An 18,637-nucleotide genomic window follows, 5' to 3' on the forward strand; every position below is an offset into this window, starting at 1 on the left:
GCCTGTTCAGGGAGACGACGATGACGCAGCAACCGTATTGGGGACTGGGCAGTGACCAGCTCCAGCAACTCAGCCAGATGACCCAGCAATGGATGGAGCGCATGCAGTCCTTGCAGACCATGGCATCTCCCTTCAATGCCGTCGGCGCACCCAAGGGCCTCAGTGCCGGGCTGCCGGGGCTGGGGGCCCTGCCGGGCGGCACGCCACCGGTCAGCTTTGACATGGAAAAGCTCCAGGCCATCCAGGCGCAATACGCCCAAGCTGCGTTGGCGCTGTGGACCGAAGGCGCCAAGGGTGAGGTGGCCCTGCCCAAGGACCGGCGCTTTGCCGGCGAGGCCTGGCAGCAAAATCCGGTCTCCAGCTTCACCGCCGCCAGCTATGCGCTGCATGCCAAAACCATGATGGATATGGTCGATGCCGTGCAAGGCGATGAGAAAACCCGGGCCCGGGTCCGCTTTGGGGTGGAGCAGTGGCTGGCGGCCACGGCGCCCAGCAACTTTCTGGCTTTCAATGCCGAAGCGCAGAAAAAGGCGTTGGACACCCAGGGCCAGAGCATTGCCCAGGGCCTGCAGAACATGCTGGCCGATATGCGCCAGGGCCATGTCTCGATGACCGACGAGTCGCTGTTTGAAGTGGGGCGCAATGTGGCCACCAGCGAAGGGGCCGTGGTCTTTCAGAACGAGCTGTTCCAGCTCATCGAATACAAGCCGCTGACCACCCAGGTCTATGAGCGGCCAATGCTATTTGTGCCGCCCTGCATCAACAAGTACTACATCCTCGATCTGCAGCCCGACAATTCGCTGATCCGTTACAGCGTGGCCCAGGGCCACCGTACCTTTGTGGTCAGTTGGCGCAACCCGGATGCCAGCCTGGGCGGCAAGGGCTGGGACGACTACATCGGCAGCGCCGTGCTGGAAGCGATCGAGGTGGTCAAGGCCATCTCCGGCAAGCCGCAGATCAACACTCTGGGCTTTTGCGTGGGCGGCACCATGCTCGTCAACGCACTGGCGGTGCTGGCTGCGCGCGGCGATGACTCGGTGGCCAGTGCCACCTTGCTCACCACGTTGGTGGATTTCAACGACACCGGCATTCTCGACGTGTTCATCGATGAGAACTTCGTCAGGTTCCGCGAGCTGACCATGGGCCAGAATGGCCTGATGCCCGGCCAGGAGCTGGCGTCGACTTTCAGCTTTCTGCGCCCGGTGGACCTGGTGTGGAACTATGTGGTGGGCAACTACCTCAAGGGTGAGACGCCGCCGCCTTTCGATCTGCTGTACTGGAACAGCGATTGCACCAACCTGCCAGGGCCTTACTACGCCTGGTACCTGCGCAATTTCTACCTGGAAAACAAACTGGTGCAGCCCGGTGCGCTCAGCGTCTGCGGCGAAAAGCTCGATGTCGGCAAGATCGATATGCCGATCTACATCTACGGCTCGCGTGAGGACCACATCGTGCCGATTGGCGCGGCCTACGCATCCACCCAGGTGCTCGGGGGCGACAAGCGCTTTGTCATGGGCGCGTCGGGCCATATCGCCGGTGTCATCAACCCGCCGGCCAAGAACAAGCGCAGCCACTGGCTGCGCGACGATGGCCAGTTGCCTGCCGATATCGACGCCTGGATCGATGGTGCTGACGAACTGCCCGGCAGCTGGTGGACGGACTGGAGCCAGTGGCTGGCCCAGCACGGCGGCAAGAAAGTGGCTGCACCCAAAAGCTATGGCCGCGCGCGCACCGAGTACCGCGAACTGGAGCCTGCGCCCGGAAGCTATGTGCAAGCCAAAGCCTGAGCATCCAACGCACAGGGCCCTCACCACCCGATTGCCATTGCGGGGTGGTCATTCAAATGCTGCAGTGCAATAATTAGCACCGCAGGGGCCGTGAGAGACAACGGCATCCGTGCCATTTTGAAAAGGAAGAATCATGGAAGACATCGTCATCATTTCCGCCGTCCGCACGGCAGTGGGTAAGTTTGGTGGCTCGCTGGCCAAGGTGCCGGCGACGGACCTGGGTGCCACCGTCATCCAGGAAGCGCTGGCACGCGCCAACGTGGCAGCGGACCAGGTCGATGAAGTCATCATGGGCCAGGTCCTGGCCGCCGGCGTGGGCCAGAACCCTGCGCGCCAGGCGATGATCAAGGCCGGTGTGGACAAAAAGACCCCGGCGCTGACCATCAACGCGGTCTGCGGCTCCGGGCTGAAGTCGGTGATGCTGGCGGCCCAGGCCATCGGCCAGGGGGATGCCGAGATCGTCGTGGCCGGTGGCCAGGAAAACATGAGCCTCTCGCCCCACGTGCTCAACGGTTCGCGTGACGGCCAGCGCATGGGCGACTGGAAGATGACCGACACGATGATCGTTGACGGCCTCTGGGACGTGTACAACCAGTACCACATGGGCATCACTGCAGAGAACGTGGCCAAGGAATTCCATATCGACCGCGACAAGCAGGACGCCTTTGCACTGGCCAGCCAGCAAAAGGCCGCCGCCGCGCAGGACGCTGGCAAGTTCGATGAAGAAATCGTCACCGTGCAAATTCCGCAGCGCAAGGGTGACCCGGTGGCCTTCAAGGCCGATGAATACATCAACCGCAAGACCAATGGCGAGGCCTTGGCCAGTTTGAAGCCTGCTTTTGACAAGGCCGGCTCGGTCACTGCCGGTAATGCGTCCGGCCTCAACGATGGCGCCGCCGCCCTGGTGATTGCCAGCGCCAAAAGGGCCCAGGAACTGGGTGCCGAGCCGCTGGCCCGCATCGCCGGCTTTGCCACCGTCGGCCTGGACCCCAAGATCATGGGCATGGGCCCCATGCATGCGGTGCGCAAGGTGCTGGCCAAGACCGGCTGGAAGGCCGAAGAGGTCGACCTGTTCGAGCTCAATGAAGCTTTCGCAGCCCAGGCCTGTGCAGTCAACCAGGAGTTGGGTCTGGACACCAGCAAGGTCAACGTCAACGGGGGCGCGATTGCCATCGGCCACCCCATCGGTGCATCCGGTGCGCGCATCTTGGTGACTTTGCTCCATGAGATGAAGCGACGTGGCTCCAAGCGCGGCATCGCTGGCTTGTGTATTGGTGGCGGCATGGGCGTGGCACTGGCAGTCGAACGCGCCTGACCTTTCGCCCCTGCGCGTCATGACCAACCGCCTCTCGAGGCGGTTTTTCTTTGCTCCAGCAAAGGCGATGGCGATCCGCGTGGCCCAACGATCACGCTGAGCGTCGGGAACCGAGCCGGACAACGCCGGAATACCTGACTATGGTGGTGTGCCTCGTGATAGGGTTTCCGATGATGGAGCGCGCAAACGCGCAAAACCGCGCACGGAACTGGCGCGTTTCTGTTGCAATGCTCTTTGGAAATCACCGAAATTTATAGGTACTGCAAGAATTTGTTCGCTTGGCGTAAACGAGCGTTTCGGTGCTCGGTTTCTTGGTTACAGTGGTAGTGCACAAGCATGTCAAGCAGAACCAAGGAGATGTGAATGAGTCAAAAAGTGGCCTACGTAACCGGCGGTATGGGAGGCATTGGGACGGCCATTTGCCAGCGCTTGCACAAGGATGGATTCAAGGTCATTGCGGGCTGCGGGCCCACGCGCGATTTCCAGAAATGGCTCGGCGAGCAAAAGGCGCTGGGCTATGAGTTCCACGCTTCTGTTGGCAATGTCGGCAACTGGGAGTCTACGGTGGAAGCCTTCAGCAAGACCAAGGCTGAACATGGCAGCATCGATGTGCTGGTGAACAATGCCGGCATCACCCGGGACCGCATGTTCATCAAGATGACGCCAGAGGACTGGCAAGCGGTGATCGAAACCAACCTGAACTCCATGTTCAACGTGACCAAGCAGGTCGTCGCCGACATGGTGGAAAAGGGCTGGGGCCGCATCGTCAACATCAGCTCCGTCAACGGCGCCAAGGGCCAGGCGGGCCAGACCAATTACTCTGCCGCCAAGGCAGGCATGCATGGTTTCTCGATGGCTTTGGCCCAGGAGCTCGCTGGCAAGGGTGTCACCGTCAATACGGTGAGCCCCGGCTATATCGGTACCGACATGGTCAAGGCGATCCGCCCCGATGTGCTGGAAAAGATCGTCGGCACCATTCCGATGAAGCGCCTGGGCGAACCGACCGAGATCGCTGCGATTATTGCCTGGCTGGCATCGGAGGATGGCGGTTATGCGACCGGTGCGGAGTTCTCGGTCAACGGTGGTTTGCATACCCACTGATCGCCGCAGCAGCTGCCCATGAAAAACGCGCCTCACAAGGCGCGTTTTGTTTTGTCTGGAGCGGGTGATGGGAATCGAACCCACATTATTTGCTTGGGAAGCAAGAGTCCTACCACTGAACGACACCCGCGAATCGATGCATTGTAGCGTGATAAGCAGCTGCGCCCACCTGCGCACTGCTGCATAGGCTACAGCCAGGTGTGCCGCCTAGTTTCCCTTCTTGTCTGGGAACTGCCAGCCTTGCTTTTTCTCCTCCAACGGCTGCAGCTTCCATTTTTCCAGTTCCGCCTCACGCTCCGTTTCGCGGCGCACATCGATGCGCTTGGCGGTGTGCTTGGCCACGACAGCCAGCTTTTGCAGATCGGTATCGCGCAGCGAAGGATCGGGCTCGGTGCTGAAGCAGCACAGCGTGCCGTAGATCTGGCCATCGGCAAGGATGATGGGGGTACTCAAATGGGCGCCGACGCGGAAGGGCGTGGCTGGGAGTTTCGCGGACTCTGTGTATTGTGCGGCATCGTGAACCAGCGGCGGCAGGCGGCCATCCAGCACGCATTGGCAGAACGATTGCTCCAGTGAGGAGCCACCACCGGTCTCGATCAAGGCCTTGTCGGCGCTGTGGTCCACATGCTTGAAAGTGCGCTGGCCGTTGCGGATCTCGGAGACAAAGATCACATCCATCTTCAGATGCTCGCGCAGCCCGTGCAGCACCTCTTTCACGTTCTGGTCGATCAGGTCATCGGCGCCTTCGGCCGTGGCCACCAGCAGCTCACTCATCGATACCTCCAGCGCGTCAGGTGCGTAATCCCATAAATGAATCGCCATAGTTACTCTCACTATTTCCATGCGCTACCCGCTAGCGCATCCCGGTCGCATTTGATGATAACGGCACTGAAAAGTGCTGGCCTGTCTGGCGGCGGGAATGAATTATTCTTTTACATCGAAGCGAGGGACCATGCCGCACGCACGTCAACAGCCGGGATTCAGGCCGGCTCGTCGATCCAGACCAGGCGGCCCTGGCCGAGTTCATTCATCCGGGCTACAAAATCGGGCACCTGCGACGCGACCAGCTCAATCTCTGCCAGCACATCGTCACCATGGCTCACGTGGAGCAACTGCGCATGGGCGCTGCTGACCTCGCGCCGCAGACCGCCTTCAAGCGCATAGGGCAATCGGCATTGCAAACGGGTCATGGCCTGGCGCTCGATTTTTTCGGCCTTCAACATGGCCTGGGCAATGGCATCGGTGTAGGCGCGGACGAGGCCGCCAGCGCCCAGCTTGACGCCGCCAAAATAGCGCACCACGGTGGCCAGAGCGCCTTCGATCTGCTGGTGGCGCAAAACATCCAGCATGGGCCGGCCGGCGGTGCCGCTGGGCTCGCCATCATCAACGGCGGCAGACTGCCCGCCCGCCATCAGCGCCCAGCAGACATGGTTGGCACCGGGGTGCTGCTCGCGCAGACCTTGAACGATGACCAGCGCCTGTGCGCGGTCCTGCACCGGTTGGACGCAGCCGATGAAGCGGCTTTTCTTGATGACCAGTTCGCTATGAACGGCCTGGGCCAGGGTGTAGGGCATGCGTTGCGTGGAGAAGACGTTTGCTTACACTGTGATGCGTCAACGTCGCCTAGATGTCATGCGTTAGACACATATCATTGTTTCAATGGCGGGAGCGCTCCAGTGATGGAGTGGCTGACCGCAGTGGAGACCTCAGGCGCAGCCAGGCGCGAAGTCTACCCCGATTTTTCCAAGAACCATTTCATACCACCGACTGACACATTACCCGGGAGCGATCATGCAACACCAACTGCAAACCAATTTGGATTCCTTGAACAACCATGGGTTCGGACGTGCAGGTTTGGAGACGCCCGCCTATGTGACGGAGGTGCTGGCAGCACTGCCCACTACCCCCAGTGCCAACGACGATGGCAGCTACGTGGACCTGGCCCAACGCGTTCGCGAAGGCGGCGAGTGGTAAGGCGCTGAACAAGAGCGCCAGATTCCGGTACCGGTTGACTGACGAAACTCGCATCGCATCAACGCGATAGGCAGCTTGGGCTGCCTTTTTTGTTTGCGGTGCAATGCCTAGCCATGCGACAATGGCGGGCTATTTGATGCAGCGCAAAAAAATGCGGTTTTTGCAGCTCCGGCCATTGAGGCCATGGCCCCGCCAGCCAGGGGCCGGCGATGGCCCCGGCCCGGAGCTGCGCTGCAATCCCTTGACCGCCCTGGTCCGAGCTAGGGCTTTGCGCCGTAGATGCTTCCAAATACATAGCATCAATACCCGTACAAATGCGCGCTACGGGCTATTTTTTTAGAATATCGGACCCTGCCACCGCTGGCACCGAGCCCCGCGTGCATTACTCCACGACTGTTGTTGCCCATGTCTGCCCCGATTGATGTCTCTTTTTTTGAACGTGCTGCCAAGCCGTTGACCAGCTACAAGCCGTACTGGGCCAAGCGCTTTGGCCCGGCGCCATTTCTGCCGATGAGCCGTGCCGAGATGGACCAGTTGGGCTGGGACAGCTGCGACATCATCCTGGTCACCGGCGACGCGTATGTGGACCACCCGAGCTTTGGCATGGCCGTCATCGGTCGTGTGCTGGAAGCCCAGGGCTTTCGTGTCGGCATCATTGCACAGCCCGATTGGCACAGTGCCGATGCCTTCAAGGCCCTGGGCAAGCCCAATCTGTTCTGGGGCGTGACGGCGGGCAACATGGACTCGATGATCAACCGTTATACGGCTGACCGTAAGATCCGCTCCGACGACGCCTACACCCCTGGCGACGTGGGTGGCAAGCGCCCCGACCGCGCGGCCATCGTCTACAGCCAGCGCTGCCGTGAAGCCTACAAGGATGTGCCCATTGTTCTGGGCGGTATCGAAGGCTCGCTGCGGCGCATTGCCCACTACGACTACTGGAGCGACAAGGTGCGCCGCTCCATCGTGGTGGACAGCAAGTGCGACATCCTGCTCTATGGCAATGCCGAACGTGCGCTGGTCGAAGTGGCCCACCGCATCGCTGCGCGGGAGCCGGTGGAGAACATCACCGATGTGCGCGGTACTTCGTTTTTCCGCCGCGCGTCGGAAGAGGGCTGGTTTGAGGTGGATTCCACCACCGTCGACGAGCCCGGTGAGGTCGAGCCCCACATCAACCCGTACATGACCACCAGCGAGCAGGCGGAGGCCCAAGGCCAGAGCTGCGCGAAGGAAGATGCGGAAAAGCAGGGTGCTGATGCAGCGCCTGCCGCAACCGCTTGCGGCACCGCTGCAGGCGCTGCCAGCCCAGGCGCGCCAACGCTGTCGAATGTGCAGCCGCTGCAGTTTGTGCCCAACCTGTCGCTGCGTCACAAATCCAAAATGCCGGCGCGCGACCGTACCGTGCTGCGCCTGCCCAGCTTTGAAGAGGTCAAGAGCGACCCGATTCTCTACGCCCACGCCAACCGTGTGCTGCACCTGGAAACCAACCCTGGCAACGCCCGGGCACTGGTGCAGGCCCATGGGGAAGGCACCACGGCCCGCGATGTGTGGATGAACCCGCCGCCCATCCCGCTGACCACCGCCGAAATGGACTGGGTGTTTGGCCTGCCCTATGCACGCAGCCCGCACCCTGCCTATGCCGACGAGACCGGCAGCCACGATGGGGCGACCAAGATCCCTGCGTGGGAGATGATCCGCACCTCGGTCAACATCATGCGCGGCTGCTTTGGCGGCTGCACCTTCTGCTCGATCACGGAGCATGAAGGCCGCATTATCCAGAGCCGTTCGGAAGACTCCATCATCCAGGAACTCGAAGAGATCCGCGACAAGGTCAAGGGCTTCACCGGCACCATCTCCGACCTGGGTGGGCCCACGGCCAACATGTACCGCTTGGGCTGCAAGAGCCCGCAGATCGAGGCGGCCTGCCGCAAGCCCAGCTGCGTGTTCCCCGGCATCTGCCCGAACCTGCACACCGACCACGGTCCGCTGATCAAGATCTACCGCCGCGCGCGCAAGCTGCCCGGCATCAAGAAGATTCTGATCGGCTCGGGTCTGCGCTACGACCTGGCCGTCAAGTCGCCCGAATACATCAAGGAGCTGGTGCAGCACCATGTGGGCGGCTACCTGAAGATCGCACCTGAGCATACCGAGGCCGGCCCGCTCAATAAGATGATGAAGCCGGGTATTGGCAGCTATGACCGCTTCAAGCAGCTGTTCGAAAAGTTCAGCGAAGAGGCGGGCAAGAAGCAGTTTCTGATTCCCTACTTCATTGCCGCCCACCCGGGCACCAGTGATGAAGACATGATGAACCTGGCGATCTGGCTGAAGAAGAATGGCTTCCGCGCCGACCAGGTGCAGACCTTCTACCCCAGCCCGATGGCCACCGCCACCGCGATGTACCACAGCGGCCGCAATACGCTCACCAAGGTGCGCCGCCAGATGCGGGACGAGGCCGAGGAGCGCGTGGACATCGTGCGGGGCGAAAAGCGCCGCCGGCTGCACAAGGCTTTCCTGCGCTACCACGATCCCAATAACTGGCCGCTGCTGCGCGAAGCGCTCAAGACCATGGGCCGCTCGGACCTGATCGGCAACGGCAAGCAGCACCTGATCCCGACCTTCCAGCCGCTGGTCGACGGCAGCTACCAGAGTGCGCGCAAGAAGAACAGTACCGCTTCCAAGAGTGGCACCGGCCTGGGCTACACCACCAACAAGGAGGGCAAGGCTGTCGCAGTGGCGCCGCGCCGCCTGCAAGAGCAGCAAGAGCCCAAGGGTGATGTGCGTTTCCGCACTGCGCAGCCCAAGCCCGGTCAGCTGCTGACCCAGCACAGCGGCTTGCCACCCCGTGCGGGCGTGCGCGCTGCTGCGGGCAGGCCTGGCCAAGCCAGGAAACCCGGGTCCGCGCGCAAAAGCGGCCGCTGAGTCGGCTCTGCGCCTTCCAGCGCTGATTACGCCAACAAGGCGCCAAGCACAGGTTTGGCGCCTTGGTTTTTTGTGCAGGCGCCAAGACGGCCCGCCACCCGCCGACCGGCACGGTCAACCGGTGAATTTCTGGCCATGGCGGTGAAGCGCCGTGATGCCCGCAACCACCAGCAGCAGGCCCGCCCAGACGCCACTGATCGGAATGGGTTTGGCGGCCACGACGCTGCCCGCCTCCAGGCCGCTGCCGTCGGCTTTGGCCGTTGCAAGACGCGCGTCGCTGGCAAAGGCCACACCCCAGGGTGCGCTGCCGACCGTCACGCTGCCCCGCGGCTGCTGGGTCATGGTATCGATGACGGACAGTGTGTCGGATTGCGGATGGCTGACATAGGCATGCTTGCCATCGGGATGGAAGACCAAATGCTGGGGCGCCTGCTCGACAGGAATGGACCTGGCCACCGCATGGCGGGCCGTGTCGATGACGGATACTGTGCCATCGCCACTGTTGGTGACATAGGCGGGTGTGCCAGCGGGGTGAAAGGCGACGCGGCTGGGGTGCTTGCCGACCTTGATGGTCGCAATAACGGTGTGGGTGCGCGTATTGATCACGGTGACGCTGCCCTGGGCCTGGCGAGACTCTCCATTCACGACATAGGCATAAGCGCCCGCAGGGTGCACCTTGATGTCGGTCGCATCCATGCCCACGCTGATGCGTTCCAGAACGGTGCCGCTGACAGGATCGACTACCGCAACCTTTCCGGCATCCGGGGGGCGGTGCTGTTCAAGTGCGTAAAGACGTGAACCATCGGGGTGAATGGCCATGCCACGCGTGTTCTGGGGGCTGACGACAAAGGTTCGCATGATCTGGTGGTTGGCAGTGTCAATGACGGCAATGGCGCCGCCGCTGGAAGTCGGGGTGTCTACATAGGCGAGGGCGCCGGAAGGGCTGAATACCACGGCGTTGCCGACGCTGTTCAACGGAATGCCGGCCAGCAGCTGCTGTTTGCCCAGGTCCAGCACGGCAATGGTGGCGGACCAGACGCTGGACAGGTAGGCGAGGCATCCATCCGGGCTGATGGCGATTTCCTGTGGCATGGCCATGCCTGCAGGCAGCGTCCGGATCGTGCGTTGGCGCGCGACATCGACCACCGACACCAGGCTGTCGTCACGGTTGACGACATAGGCCAGAGGTGCTGCTGCCTGGGCCCATACGGCAGCGCTGCATAGCAACAGCGCGCTGCAGTTGCGCACGGCCACTGACAACCATCCTTTCACATTGACTGACACGATTAAAATTATGTAATTGATTAATTATATTAATGTACATTACAAAATGGTAGATGTGTCAGCATTGGCTCCCAGGCTAAGGATTGTTGGCAATCGATGGGTTGTTTGCCAAGAATGGCATCAACTCAGAACGATTGGTATAAAAGATTGATCATTCGTTGCATGGTGGGATGCAGAATGCTGCGTCCGTGACTGCTTGAAACATGGCCAATACCTATCCAGCGGAAAGGGCAGCGTCCCGCTGGAGTGGCAATGGTGGCCACGCAGAACGCGAGCCTTTGCCGGCTAGGCCATGAGACAGGCCGGGTGCCAGGCCGGGGTCAGACCGGGAATGCTTCAGCAGCCGGGTGGGAAAACGGCTGAGGCCGGCCCACCGCATAGCCTTGCGCATAGTCGATACTCATGCTGCGCAGCGTCTCGACAATCTCGGGCGTGGAGGCAAATTCTGCAATGGTCCGCATTCCCAGTGCGTGGCCGAGGTGGTTGATGGCGTCCACCATCGCGCGGTGCGCTGGCTCGTTGAGCATATCGGCCACAATGGCGCCGTCGATCTTCAGAAAATCCACCGGGAGATTCTTCAGAGAGCTGAACGAGGACACGCCGGCACCAAAATCATCCATCGAAAAGCGGCAGCCCAGCGCTTTGAGCGCCTTGACCAGGCGGATGGCATTGGGCAGGTGCGTGATGGCAGCGGTCTCGGTGATCTCGAAGCAAAGCGTTCCCGGGTCGACCGCATGCAGCGCGATCTGCTCCTGCAAGAAGCCCAGCAGCCGCTCATCACCCAGGGAGGTGCCCGACAGATTGATCGCACAGCAGGAGATGGCAGGCACCTGGCCGGATTTTTGCAAGTGGGCCAGCGTGCGCAGCGATTGCTTGACCACCCAGCGGTCCACCATCGGCATCAGCCCGTAGCGCTCTGCCGCAGGGATGAACAACACAGGGCTGATGATATTGCCATCGGGCAAGCGCATCCGTATCTGCACCTCGATATGCAGGCCGCCGCCTGCGATGTCGTCGGCCGTGGTGTTCAACGCACCGATCGTCTGGGCATACAGGCAGAAATGCCCGCGTTCCAAAGCGGCCTTGATCCGTTCGACCCATTCCATCTCGCCCACATAGCGGGCAATCTCCTGATCGACGCCAGGGTCGTAGGCATAGACGGTATTGCGGCCACGCTGCTTGGCGCCATAGCTGGCCATGTCTGCCACCCGCAGCACTTCTTCAACGGTGGCCAGCGGCGCAGCCAGCTTGACCAGGCCGATGCTGATGCCGGCGCTCAGGCTGCGCTCACCCCACTGTATGCGCACGTTCTGCGCGGCATCCCGGATCTGTTCGGCAATCCGCTGTGCTTCGCCGAATGCACACTCCGTCAGCAGAATGGCAAATTCATCGCCGCCCACGCGCGCCAGCACATCGCCAGTGCGCAGGCAGCGCTGCAGCATCGCGCTGATCGCGCGCAGCATCGCATCGCCGGCAATGTGGCCTGCGGTGTCGTTGATGACCTTGAACTGGTCCAGATCCAGGTACATGATCGCGTTGCCTGCGGAGGGCAGGTCGGACTGCTGGTTCCTGGCGAGCAGCACACCGAGCAGGCGCTCGAATTCGTAGCGGTTGATCAGGCCGGTCAACTGGTCGTGGGTCGCCTGCCAGGCCAGTTCGCGGATGTAGCTTTGTTCCTGGCTGACATCGTGCAGCACCCATACCGCCTCGGTGGTGCCGGTATGGTCACCGATCGGCGTGAATGCCAGCCTGACTTCGCGCAGGTGGAACTGCGCGTCGTAGAGGCGGAAAATCGTATCCCGTGGGTACTCATGGCCCCGCAAGGTCTCCGATATCGCGGTCTGCACCAGCGGGGCGACACCGGGTTTGTCCCTGTCGGTGACCAGCGGTGGTGCATGCATGTGCTGCACCAGTTCACAGGTGACCAGTCGCTCCAGTGACAGGCCCAGCAGCTCTTCTGCTGCCCGGTTCATGTACATGACATGGCCTGCCGCGTCGGTGGTGATGACCGCCTCACCAATGGCTGCCAACGTCGTCGATGCGCGCTCGCTGACCAGATCCAGCGCGTCTTCAGCGCGGGCGGTCTTGCGCTGCAAGCGCCAGGTGTGCCCCATCAGCAAGCTCAGCATCGCCACCGCGATGCCGATATTGATCGACCACAGCCATGCATTGAGCGCACGCGATGTATCGCCCAGGACCTTGTTGAAGGCCCGCTCGGCCTCGGACAGCTGAATCTGCAGCGAGTTGATCTGGGCCAGCCAGCTTTGCTTTTGCGCCGGTGTGGGCGGTGCCAGCTGCAGGCAGGCATAGATATCCCCCGCCAGGTTCTGCAATTCCTGCAGCGGCTCGTCGCTGTCCCGCCAGCGGGCGAGCAGCTGGCCGATGGACTCGGTGTGTTTGAAATACACCGTCAGCCAGATCAGGGCATTGATCTCCTCGGGCTCATTGTGGCCTTGCAGCAGCAGCAGCGATGCCTGGGGTCTGGCAGCGTAGCCGCGGTCCTCCAGCATCAGGCGCGCCTGCATATCGCTCATCGGTATATGCAGCCCCTGGTGGAACTGCTCATACGCGGCAGCGTCGCCGCTGACCGCATAGCGCGCCAGTGCATAGGTGGCGTCCTTCTGGCCTTTGCTCCACTGGCTTTCCCCGGAGCTGAAGGCCCGCATGGCTCCCAGAATATGCAGGCTGGAAATCGCCAGCACGGTTTGCACGATGGCCAGCGCCACAAACGGCCAGATGCTCAGCAGCAGGCTGCGTTTGCGTAAGGGCCCGCTAAAGCGCGCCGCAGGCGGCGTTCCTACCGAATCGATACCCGGGGCAGGAGGACTTAGACGGGGCATGGTCCCCCCGGTTCGCGGCGAGTGCTGGCCAGCCCGGCTGCGTACAGGGCAGGCGGTTGAAGGGGGGAGCGGGGAAGGTCAGCAAATAACATGGTGGGAACAAGGCCGGGCAGCGTCGCAGGTGAGTGCCTCAAGCTATCCAAATATAGTAATACGCTATTCGATGAATGAGTCCTTTTAATTGTAGTTATTTAGGGTAAACACTGTACGCTTTGCGGTCACTGATTTAGAAGCAATGTGTAATTGGTGCCCCACCGTTCATGCCTGCCGATGATGGCGGTAGACGGCGCTTCGGGTCGCGCACTCTACCGCCAGCAGCGCCCGGCCTTGGCACAATGGCGTCTACGCAAGCCTCACACCACCTATAAGGAGCCACTCAGCATGCCGGTACAGCGTCCGTTCAAAGTTTTGGGAATTCAGCAAGTGGCCATAGGAGGCACTGACAAAGAGCGCATGAAAACACTGTGGGTGGACATGCTCGGACTGTCACAAACGGGCAGCTTCCGCAGCGAGCAGGAGAACGTCGATGAAGACATCCTGGCGATGGGCAAGGGCGCCTTCGCCGTCGAGGTGGATATCATGCAGCCGCTGGATATCGACAAAAAGCCTGCCGTGCATGCCACGCCGCTCAACCACATTGGTTTGTGGATAGACGACCTGCCCAAGGCGGTGGAATGGCTGACGGCCCAGGGCGTGCGTTTTGCGCCGGGCGGCATTCGCCCAGGTGCTGCAGGCCATGACATCTGTTTTCTGCATCCCAAGAGCAATGGCGAGTTCCCCATTGCGGGCGAAGGCGTGCTGATCGAGCTGGTGCAAGCGCCGGCCGATGTGATTGCCGCGTTGGGTTGAAGGGATCGCAGCGATGGCCGATGCCACGACTTTTCAGCCTTGTGTGATCCCGGTGTTGCGCAGCTTCGACGCGCAACGGGCTGCAGAGTTCTACCAAGGGTTTCTGGGTTTTGTTCAGGACTGGACACACCGCTTTGGTGATGACTTTCCGCTCTACCAACAGCTCAGCCTGCGCAGCGCTGCGGGCCTGGCCTGTGTGCTGCATGTGAGCGAGCACCATGGCGACGCCTGCCCCGGCAGTACGGTGCGCATTGCCTGGCCGCAACTGGAGGCTTTCCAGCAAAGTCTGCTGGCCAAGAACTACCGCTATGCCAAGCCCGGGCTGGAGCGCATGCCCTGGGGCATGCTGGAGATGCGCATTGCCGATCCCTTTGGCAACCATCTGGTGTTTTTTGAAGAACTGCCGGATGCGCCGGGGAGCGCTGGCGGTTGAGCGCCATGCCAACCTCCACCACAGCCGCACGCCGTTGCGGCTTTTTTACGTCCGGCATCCGCAAAGACCCCCAGCGCTGCAGGGGCAAATCTGGGGCGCCGGCGTCAATAAACTCCCAAATAGTGCCAGTGGTATTGGGCTGGATGGTCTGCAAACGCACGGTATCGGCCTTGCTGCGGGGCTACATACCTCTCCAACCACTTATTTGCCGTTAATTGCATGCCTGGCGCGTGTTGTTTGGCGATCTAAAGCGCTCCCAAAGACGGTCGTTGACGATGCAATGCACGAAGTTGTAACAATGCCTCTTCTTCTTGCCTGCAATCTGCCTGCAACAGCGCTCTAAATTAACGGCGCTGCAAAGCTGCCAAACGGCGCTTTCAGAGGCCGCTCTGCACGGGCTGGCCAGTCTTCGGTATTGGACACAATAAGTGCCATACCCAGGCATTCCGCACCGGGTAGCGATTGAGGAGAGCTTCATGTCCATCCCACATAGCCACGATGCGAGCACATCGGCGCTGCATTGGCATCCCAAAGTAGCAGTGACCGATCGGACGTCGGCCGCAGAGCCCTGGCCGGTAGCCCAGGTGCAAGCCCTGTTCGATATGCCTTTTATGGCCTTGATGTTCCACGCGCAGACGGTGCACCATGCGCACTGGCCAGCGGGTGATATCGAGCTGGCAACCTTGCTTTCCGTCAAGACGGGCGGGTGCCCGGAGAACTGCGGTTATTGCCCGCAGTCGGCGGCCCACGACACCGGAGTCAAGGCCGACAAGCTGATGGATGTTGCAGAGGTGATCCGCGCTGCCCAAGCCGCCAAGGATGCAGGGGCCAGCCGCTTTTGCATGGGGGCAGCCTGGCGTTCACCCAAGGACCGCGATATCGCGCAGGTCAGCGAGATGATTGCGGCCGTCAAGGCCCTGGGCCTGGAAAGCTGCGCGACCCTGGGCATGTTGGCGCCCCACCAGGCGCAGGCGCTGAGCGATGCAGGTCTTGACTTCTACAACCACAACCTGGATACCGGCCCCGCTTATTACCGCGATGTCGTCAGCACGCGCCAGTACCAGGAGCGGCTCGATACGCTGGCCCATGTCCGGGCCGCAGGTATCCGGGTCTGCTGTGGCGGTATCGTCGGCATGGGTGAGACGCCGGTCGACCGCGCAGCCTTGCTGGCCCAACTGGCCAACATGCAGCCCTATCCGGAGTCGGTGCCCATCAACAGCCTGGTGCGCGTGCCTGGCACGCCGCTGGCCGACAGTGAACCGGTGGACCCACTGGACTTTGTGCGCGTGATCGCAGTCGCCCGCATCGTCATGCCCAAGGCCCGCATACGCCTGTCTGCCGGCCGCCAGCAGCTGGGCGAGGCGGTGCAGACGCTGTGCTTCATGGCCGGCGCCAATTCCATCTTCTATGGTGACAAGTTGCTGGTGACCGGCAACCCGGAGGCCGACTGCGACGCAAAGCTGCTGGCCAAGCTGGGACTTGCGAGCTTGAAAACTGCGGCCTGAACGACGCGCCTGGACGCACCAGCGAAGCAGGCGGGCACAAAAAAGGCCAGCGCATGCTGGCCTTGTGCTGGTTCCGGTGGCTGAATCAGCGGCGACCGCCTTGCGCTTTCAGCGCCTGGGCAATCTCGGTGACCAGCCCGGGGCCGCGGTAGATCAGGCCCGTGTAGATCTGCACCACATCGGCGCCGGCCTTGATTTTCTCGACCGCATCGGCGCCGCTCAGGATGCCGCCCACGCCAATGATCGGGAACTGGGGGCCCAGGGCTGCACGCAGCTGGCGAACCACGGCATTGCTGGCCTCGAACACAGGGCGGCCGGAGAGGCCACCGGTTTCTTCCGCATGCTGCAGGCCTTGCACCGCATCGCGGCTGATGGTGGTGTTGGTGGCGATCACGCCATCCATGCCATGGGTCTTGAGGCTGTTGGCAATCACGCTGATCTGTTCTTCGGTCAGATCGGGAGCGATCTTCAAGAACACGGGCTTGTGCTGGCCATGCTCGCGCGCCAGCTGCTCGCGGCGTTGCACCAGCGCGCTCAGCAGTGCATCCAGCGCCTCATCGCTTTGCAAGGCGCGCAGGTTCTTGGTATTGGGCGAGCTGATGTTGACCGTGATGTAGTCGGCATGAGGGTAGACGCCATCGAGGCAAGCCAGGTAGTCGCTGGTGGCGCTCTCAATCGGGGTGGCCGCATTCTTGCCAATGTTCAGGCCCAGCAGCAGCGGCGATGCCTGCTTGCGGAACTGCGCCTTTTTCACATTGGCGACAAAGGCTGCCAGGCCTTCGTTGTTGAAGCCCAGGCGGTTGATCAGCGCATCGCGCTCCGGAATCCGGAACATGCGGGGCTTGGGGTTGCCCGGCTGCGCCAGCGGCGTGACCGTGCCCACCTCGACAAAGCCAAAACCCATGGCACCCAGGCCGTCGATGGCGCGCGCATTCTTGTCCAAACCGGCCGCCATGCCCACCCGGTTGGGAAACTGCAGACCCGCCAAGCTAATGGGGTCATTGACCCGGCTTTGGCGCCAGGCGCAGGCCAGTGGCGTGTTCTGGCCCTTGGCCAGCATGTCCATCGTGAAGTCGTGGGCCGCTTCGGGCTGCATGCCGAACAGAACGGCGCGGGAGAGGGAATAGGGGATCAGGGACATGGGATGGGATAATCAAGGCGTTATCTGTATTTTCGCTGATCTGATCGCACTACCATGACACAAGACGAATTAAAGGCCGAGGTTGGCCGCGCAGCCCTGCAGTATGTGGTTGCCGGAGAAATCGTAGGCGTGGGCACCGGCTCCACCGTGAACAAGTTCATCGATGCGCTGGCCTCCATCAAGGACCAGATTCCTGGCGCCGTTTCCAGCTCGGTGGCCAGCACCGAGCGCCTGCAGGCGCTGGGCATCAAGGTGTTGGACGCCAACGAGGTCGAGCGCCTCGCAGTCTATATCGATGGCGCCGATGAGATCGACCACCAGGGGTTCATGGTCAAGGGCGGCGGCGCTGCGTTGACGCGCGAGAAGATCGTCGCTGCGCTGGCCGACCGCTTCATCTGCATCGCTGATGCGTCCAAGCAGGTACAAACCTTGGGTGCGTTTCCGCTGCCGGTCGAAGTCATTCCCATGGCTGCCACCCAGATTGCCCGCCGCTTCGCAGCCAAGGGTGGCCAAGCCAGGTTGCGCCTCAAGGACGGCCAGCCCCTGGTCACCGACAACGGCCAGCACATCCTCGATGTCACCGGTCTGGCGATTGCCGATCCTGCCGCTTTTGAATCGGAAGTGAACCAGTGGCCCGGCGTGGTGACGGTTGGCGTGTTTGCGCACCAGAAGGCGGCAGTTTGCCTGCTGGGGACCGAGCAAGGCGTAGAGACGCTCGAGTTCTAAATCAACCAGTCAAACCTGACAAAATGGCCCGACGCAGGCAACGCCTGGTCGGGCCATTGTTGTTCAGTGCGCAGGCTTAGAAAACAATCCCGGTCGGATTGCTGGGCGTGACACGTTCCGGTTCGACATTCTGGTTGCCCGAGGCCGGTGAGCCACCTGGCGCTGCAGGCTGCGCGGCAGCGGGCGCAGCAGGTGCAATGACCTTGGGGATCAGCGGCTGGGCCGGGGCGGGGCGGTAGCTGGACGGCAGCTTGGACTGGGCAGGGTAGCCGGCGGCATCCAGATAGGCGCTCCAGTCGTTTTCGTTGAAGCCACTCAGGTGTTGCGCACCCAACGTGGCAAAGGGGATCGTGCCATCGGGGTTGAGCTTGCGCAGCGCCTGGATTTCTTCGTTGGAGGTGACTGTCTTCTCCGTGAAAGGCACACCCCGCGTCAGCAGATAGCGGCGGGCCGTGTCACAGGCGCCGCAGTCCTTGCTGGTGTAGAAGGTCAGGGGGTACTTGGTTGCCGCTTGCTTGACCTCGAGCGGCAAGTCACTGAGCCGGGTACCGGTCGGCTCGGTGACGGCACCGGTCGAGACCGACTGGCTCGGCGTATCGGATGTCGGCGCACGGTCTGAAAAGGTCACCCTGCCGTCGGGTCCCACGATCCGGTACACCGTTTGCGCGCTGGCCCAGCCAGTGGCACAGGCCAGTGCGGTGCCCACCAGGATGCTGCCCAAAGCCATTGTCCTCATGCGTTTCCCTCTCTATAGCTGTTGTGG

Annotated in this window: 15 protein-coding genes and 1 tRNA gene; 9 read left to right on the plus strand and 7 right to left on the minus strand. The window is 61.9% G+C overall.

The window, feature by feature from the left end; genetic code table 11:
* Nucleotides 1-20: 20 nt before the first annotated feature.
* From ACCQ08_RS03430 to phbB, 3 genes are all read left to right on the plus strand, one after another.
* Complete coding sequence (locus ACCQ08_RS03430; RefSeq protein WP_369459302.1) at nucleotides 21-1,787, plus strand: PHA/PHB synthase family protein; 1,767 nt, start codon at nucleotides 21-23, stop codon at nucleotides 1,785-1,787.
* A 133-nt stretch (nucleotides 1,788-1,920) separates the two neighbouring features.
* Nucleotides 1,921-3,102, plus strand: a complete 1,182-nt coding sequence (locus ACCQ08_RS03435) for an acetyl-CoA C-acetyltransferase (protein ID WP_373448906.1) — start codon at nucleotides 1,921-1,923, stop codon at nucleotides 3,100-3,102.
* Between the two features lie 363 nt (nucleotides 3,103-3,465).
* Nucleotides 3,466-4,203 carry an acetoacetyl-CoA reductase gene (phbB, locus tag ACCQ08_RS03440; protein WP_230777286.1) on the plus strand — a complete coding sequence of 246 codons (738 nt, stop codon included), beginning with the start codon at nucleotides 3,466-3,468 and terminating at the stop codon, nucleotides 4,201-4,203.
* Nucleotides 4,204-4,259: 56 nt separating this feature from the next.
* Here the strand turns inward: phbB and ACCQ08_RS03445 are convergent.
* The 3 genes from ACCQ08_RS03445 to ACCQ08_RS03455 all read right to left on the minus strand — a co-directional run bounded on the left by ACCQ08_RS03445 (nucleotide 4,260) and on the right by ACCQ08_RS03455 (nucleotide 5,777).
* Nucleotides 4,260-4,333 (minus strand) — tRNA-Gly (locus ACCQ08_RS03445).
* A gap of 77 nt (nucleotides 4,334-4,410) precedes the next feature.
* Nucleotides 4,411-5,025 (minus strand): GAF domain-containing protein, encoded by a 615-nt coding sequence (locus tag ACCQ08_RS03450; RefSeq protein ID WP_239811958.1) that lies wholly within the window; start codon nucleotides 5,023-5,025, stop codon nucleotides 4,411-4,413.
* 158 nt (nucleotides 5,026-5,183) lie between these two features.
* A complete protein-coding gene (locus ACCQ08_RS03455) occupies nucleotides 5,184-5,777 on the minus strand; it encodes a YigZ family protein (protein ID WP_239811959.1) in 594 nt (197 codons plus the stop codon).
* 217 nt (nucleotides 5,778-5,994) lie between these two features.
* Here ACCQ08_RS03455 and ACCQ08_RS03460 point away from each other — a divergent pair, with 217 nt between their 5' ends.
* The gene (locus ACCQ08_RS03460; RefSeq protein WP_021028080.1) at nucleotides 5,995-6,177 is read left to right on the plus strand and encodes a hypothetical protein; all 183 of its coding nucleotides are present in this window, start codon (nucleotides 5,995-5,997) and stop codon (nucleotides 6,175-6,177) included.
* 405 nt (nucleotides 6,178-6,582) lie between these two features.
* The gene (locus ACCQ08_RS03465; protein WP_373448907.1) at nucleotides 6,583-9,096 is read left to right on the plus strand and encodes a YgiQ family radical SAM protein; all 2,514 of its coding nucleotides are present in this window, start codon (nucleotides 6,583-6,585) and stop codon (nucleotides 9,094-9,096) included.
* 114 nt (nucleotides 9,097-9,210) lie between these two features.
* Here ACCQ08_RS03465 and ACCQ08_RS03470 read toward each other — a convergent pair whose 3' ends face one another.
* Nucleotides 9,211-10,350: a YncE family protein gene (locus ACCQ08_RS03470; RefSeq protein ID WP_373448908.1), complete on the minus strand. Its 1,140-nt coding sequence runs from the start codon at nucleotides 10,348-10,350 to the stop codon at nucleotides 9,211-9,213.
* Between the two features lie 350 nt (nucleotides 10,351-10,700).
* A complete protein-coding gene (locus tag ACCQ08_RS03475; protein ID WP_373448909.1) occupies nucleotides 10,701-13,220 on the minus strand; it encodes a putative bifunctional diguanylate cyclase/phosphodiesterase in 2,520 nt (839 codons plus the stop codon).
* A gap of 381 nt (nucleotides 13,221-13,601) precedes the next feature.
* Here ACCQ08_RS03475 and ACCQ08_RS03480 point away from each other — a divergent pair, with 381 nt between their 5' ends.
* From ACCQ08_RS03480 to bioB, 3 genes are all read left to right on the plus strand, one after another.
* Nucleotides 13,602-14,069, plus strand: a complete 468-nt coding sequence (locus tag ACCQ08_RS03480) for a VOC family protein (protein WP_373448910.1) — start codon at nucleotides 13,602-13,604, stop codon at nucleotides 14,067-14,069.
* Between the two features lie 13 nt (nucleotides 14,070-14,082).
* A complete protein-coding gene (locus ACCQ08_RS03485) occupies nucleotides 14,083-14,502 on the plus strand; it encodes a glyoxalase superfamily protein (protein WP_373448911.1) in 420 nt (139 codons plus the stop codon).
* A 476-nt stretch (nucleotides 14,503-14,978) separates the two neighbouring features.
* Nucleotides 14,979-16,007, plus strand: a complete 1,029-nt coding sequence (gene bioB, locus ACCQ08_RS03490) for a biotin synthase BioB (protein ID WP_373448912.1) — start codon at nucleotides 14,979-14,981, stop codon at nucleotides 16,005-16,007.
* An 85-nt stretch (nucleotides 16,008-16,092) separates the two neighbouring features.
* On the opposite strand, the gene ACCQ08_RS03495 is transcribed toward bioB, so the two are convergent.
* Entirely contained in the window at nucleotides 16,093-17,148 is a 1,056-nt protein-coding gene (locus tag ACCQ08_RS03495; protein WP_373448913.1) for a quinone-dependent dihydroorotate dehydrogenase, read from the minus strand.
* A gap of 54 nt (nucleotides 17,149-17,202) precedes the next feature.
* On the opposite strand from ACCQ08_RS03495, the gene rpiA reads away from it, so the two are divergent.
* A complete protein-coding gene (rpiA, locus tag ACCQ08_RS03500; RefSeq protein WP_312409092.1) occupies nucleotides 17,203-17,874 on the plus strand; it encodes a ribose-5-phosphate isomerase RpiA in 672 nt (223 codons plus the stop codon).
* Between the two features lie 76 nt (nucleotides 17,875-17,950).
* Here the strand turns inward: rpiA and ACCQ08_RS03505 are convergent, their stop codons facing one another.
* Nucleotides 17,951-18,601, minus strand: a complete 651-nt coding sequence (locus tag ACCQ08_RS03505) for a glutaredoxin domain-containing protein (protein ID WP_373448914.1) — start codon at nucleotides 18,599-18,601, stop codon at nucleotides 17,951-17,953.
* Nucleotides 18,602-18,637 lie beyond the last annotated feature (36 nt).

Origin of the sequence: Comamonas sp. SY3, from assembly GCF_041730275.1 — a bacterium.
GTDB lineage: Bacteria > Pseudomonadota > Gammaproteobacteria > Burkholderiales > Burkholderiaceae_C > Comamonas > Comamonas sediminis.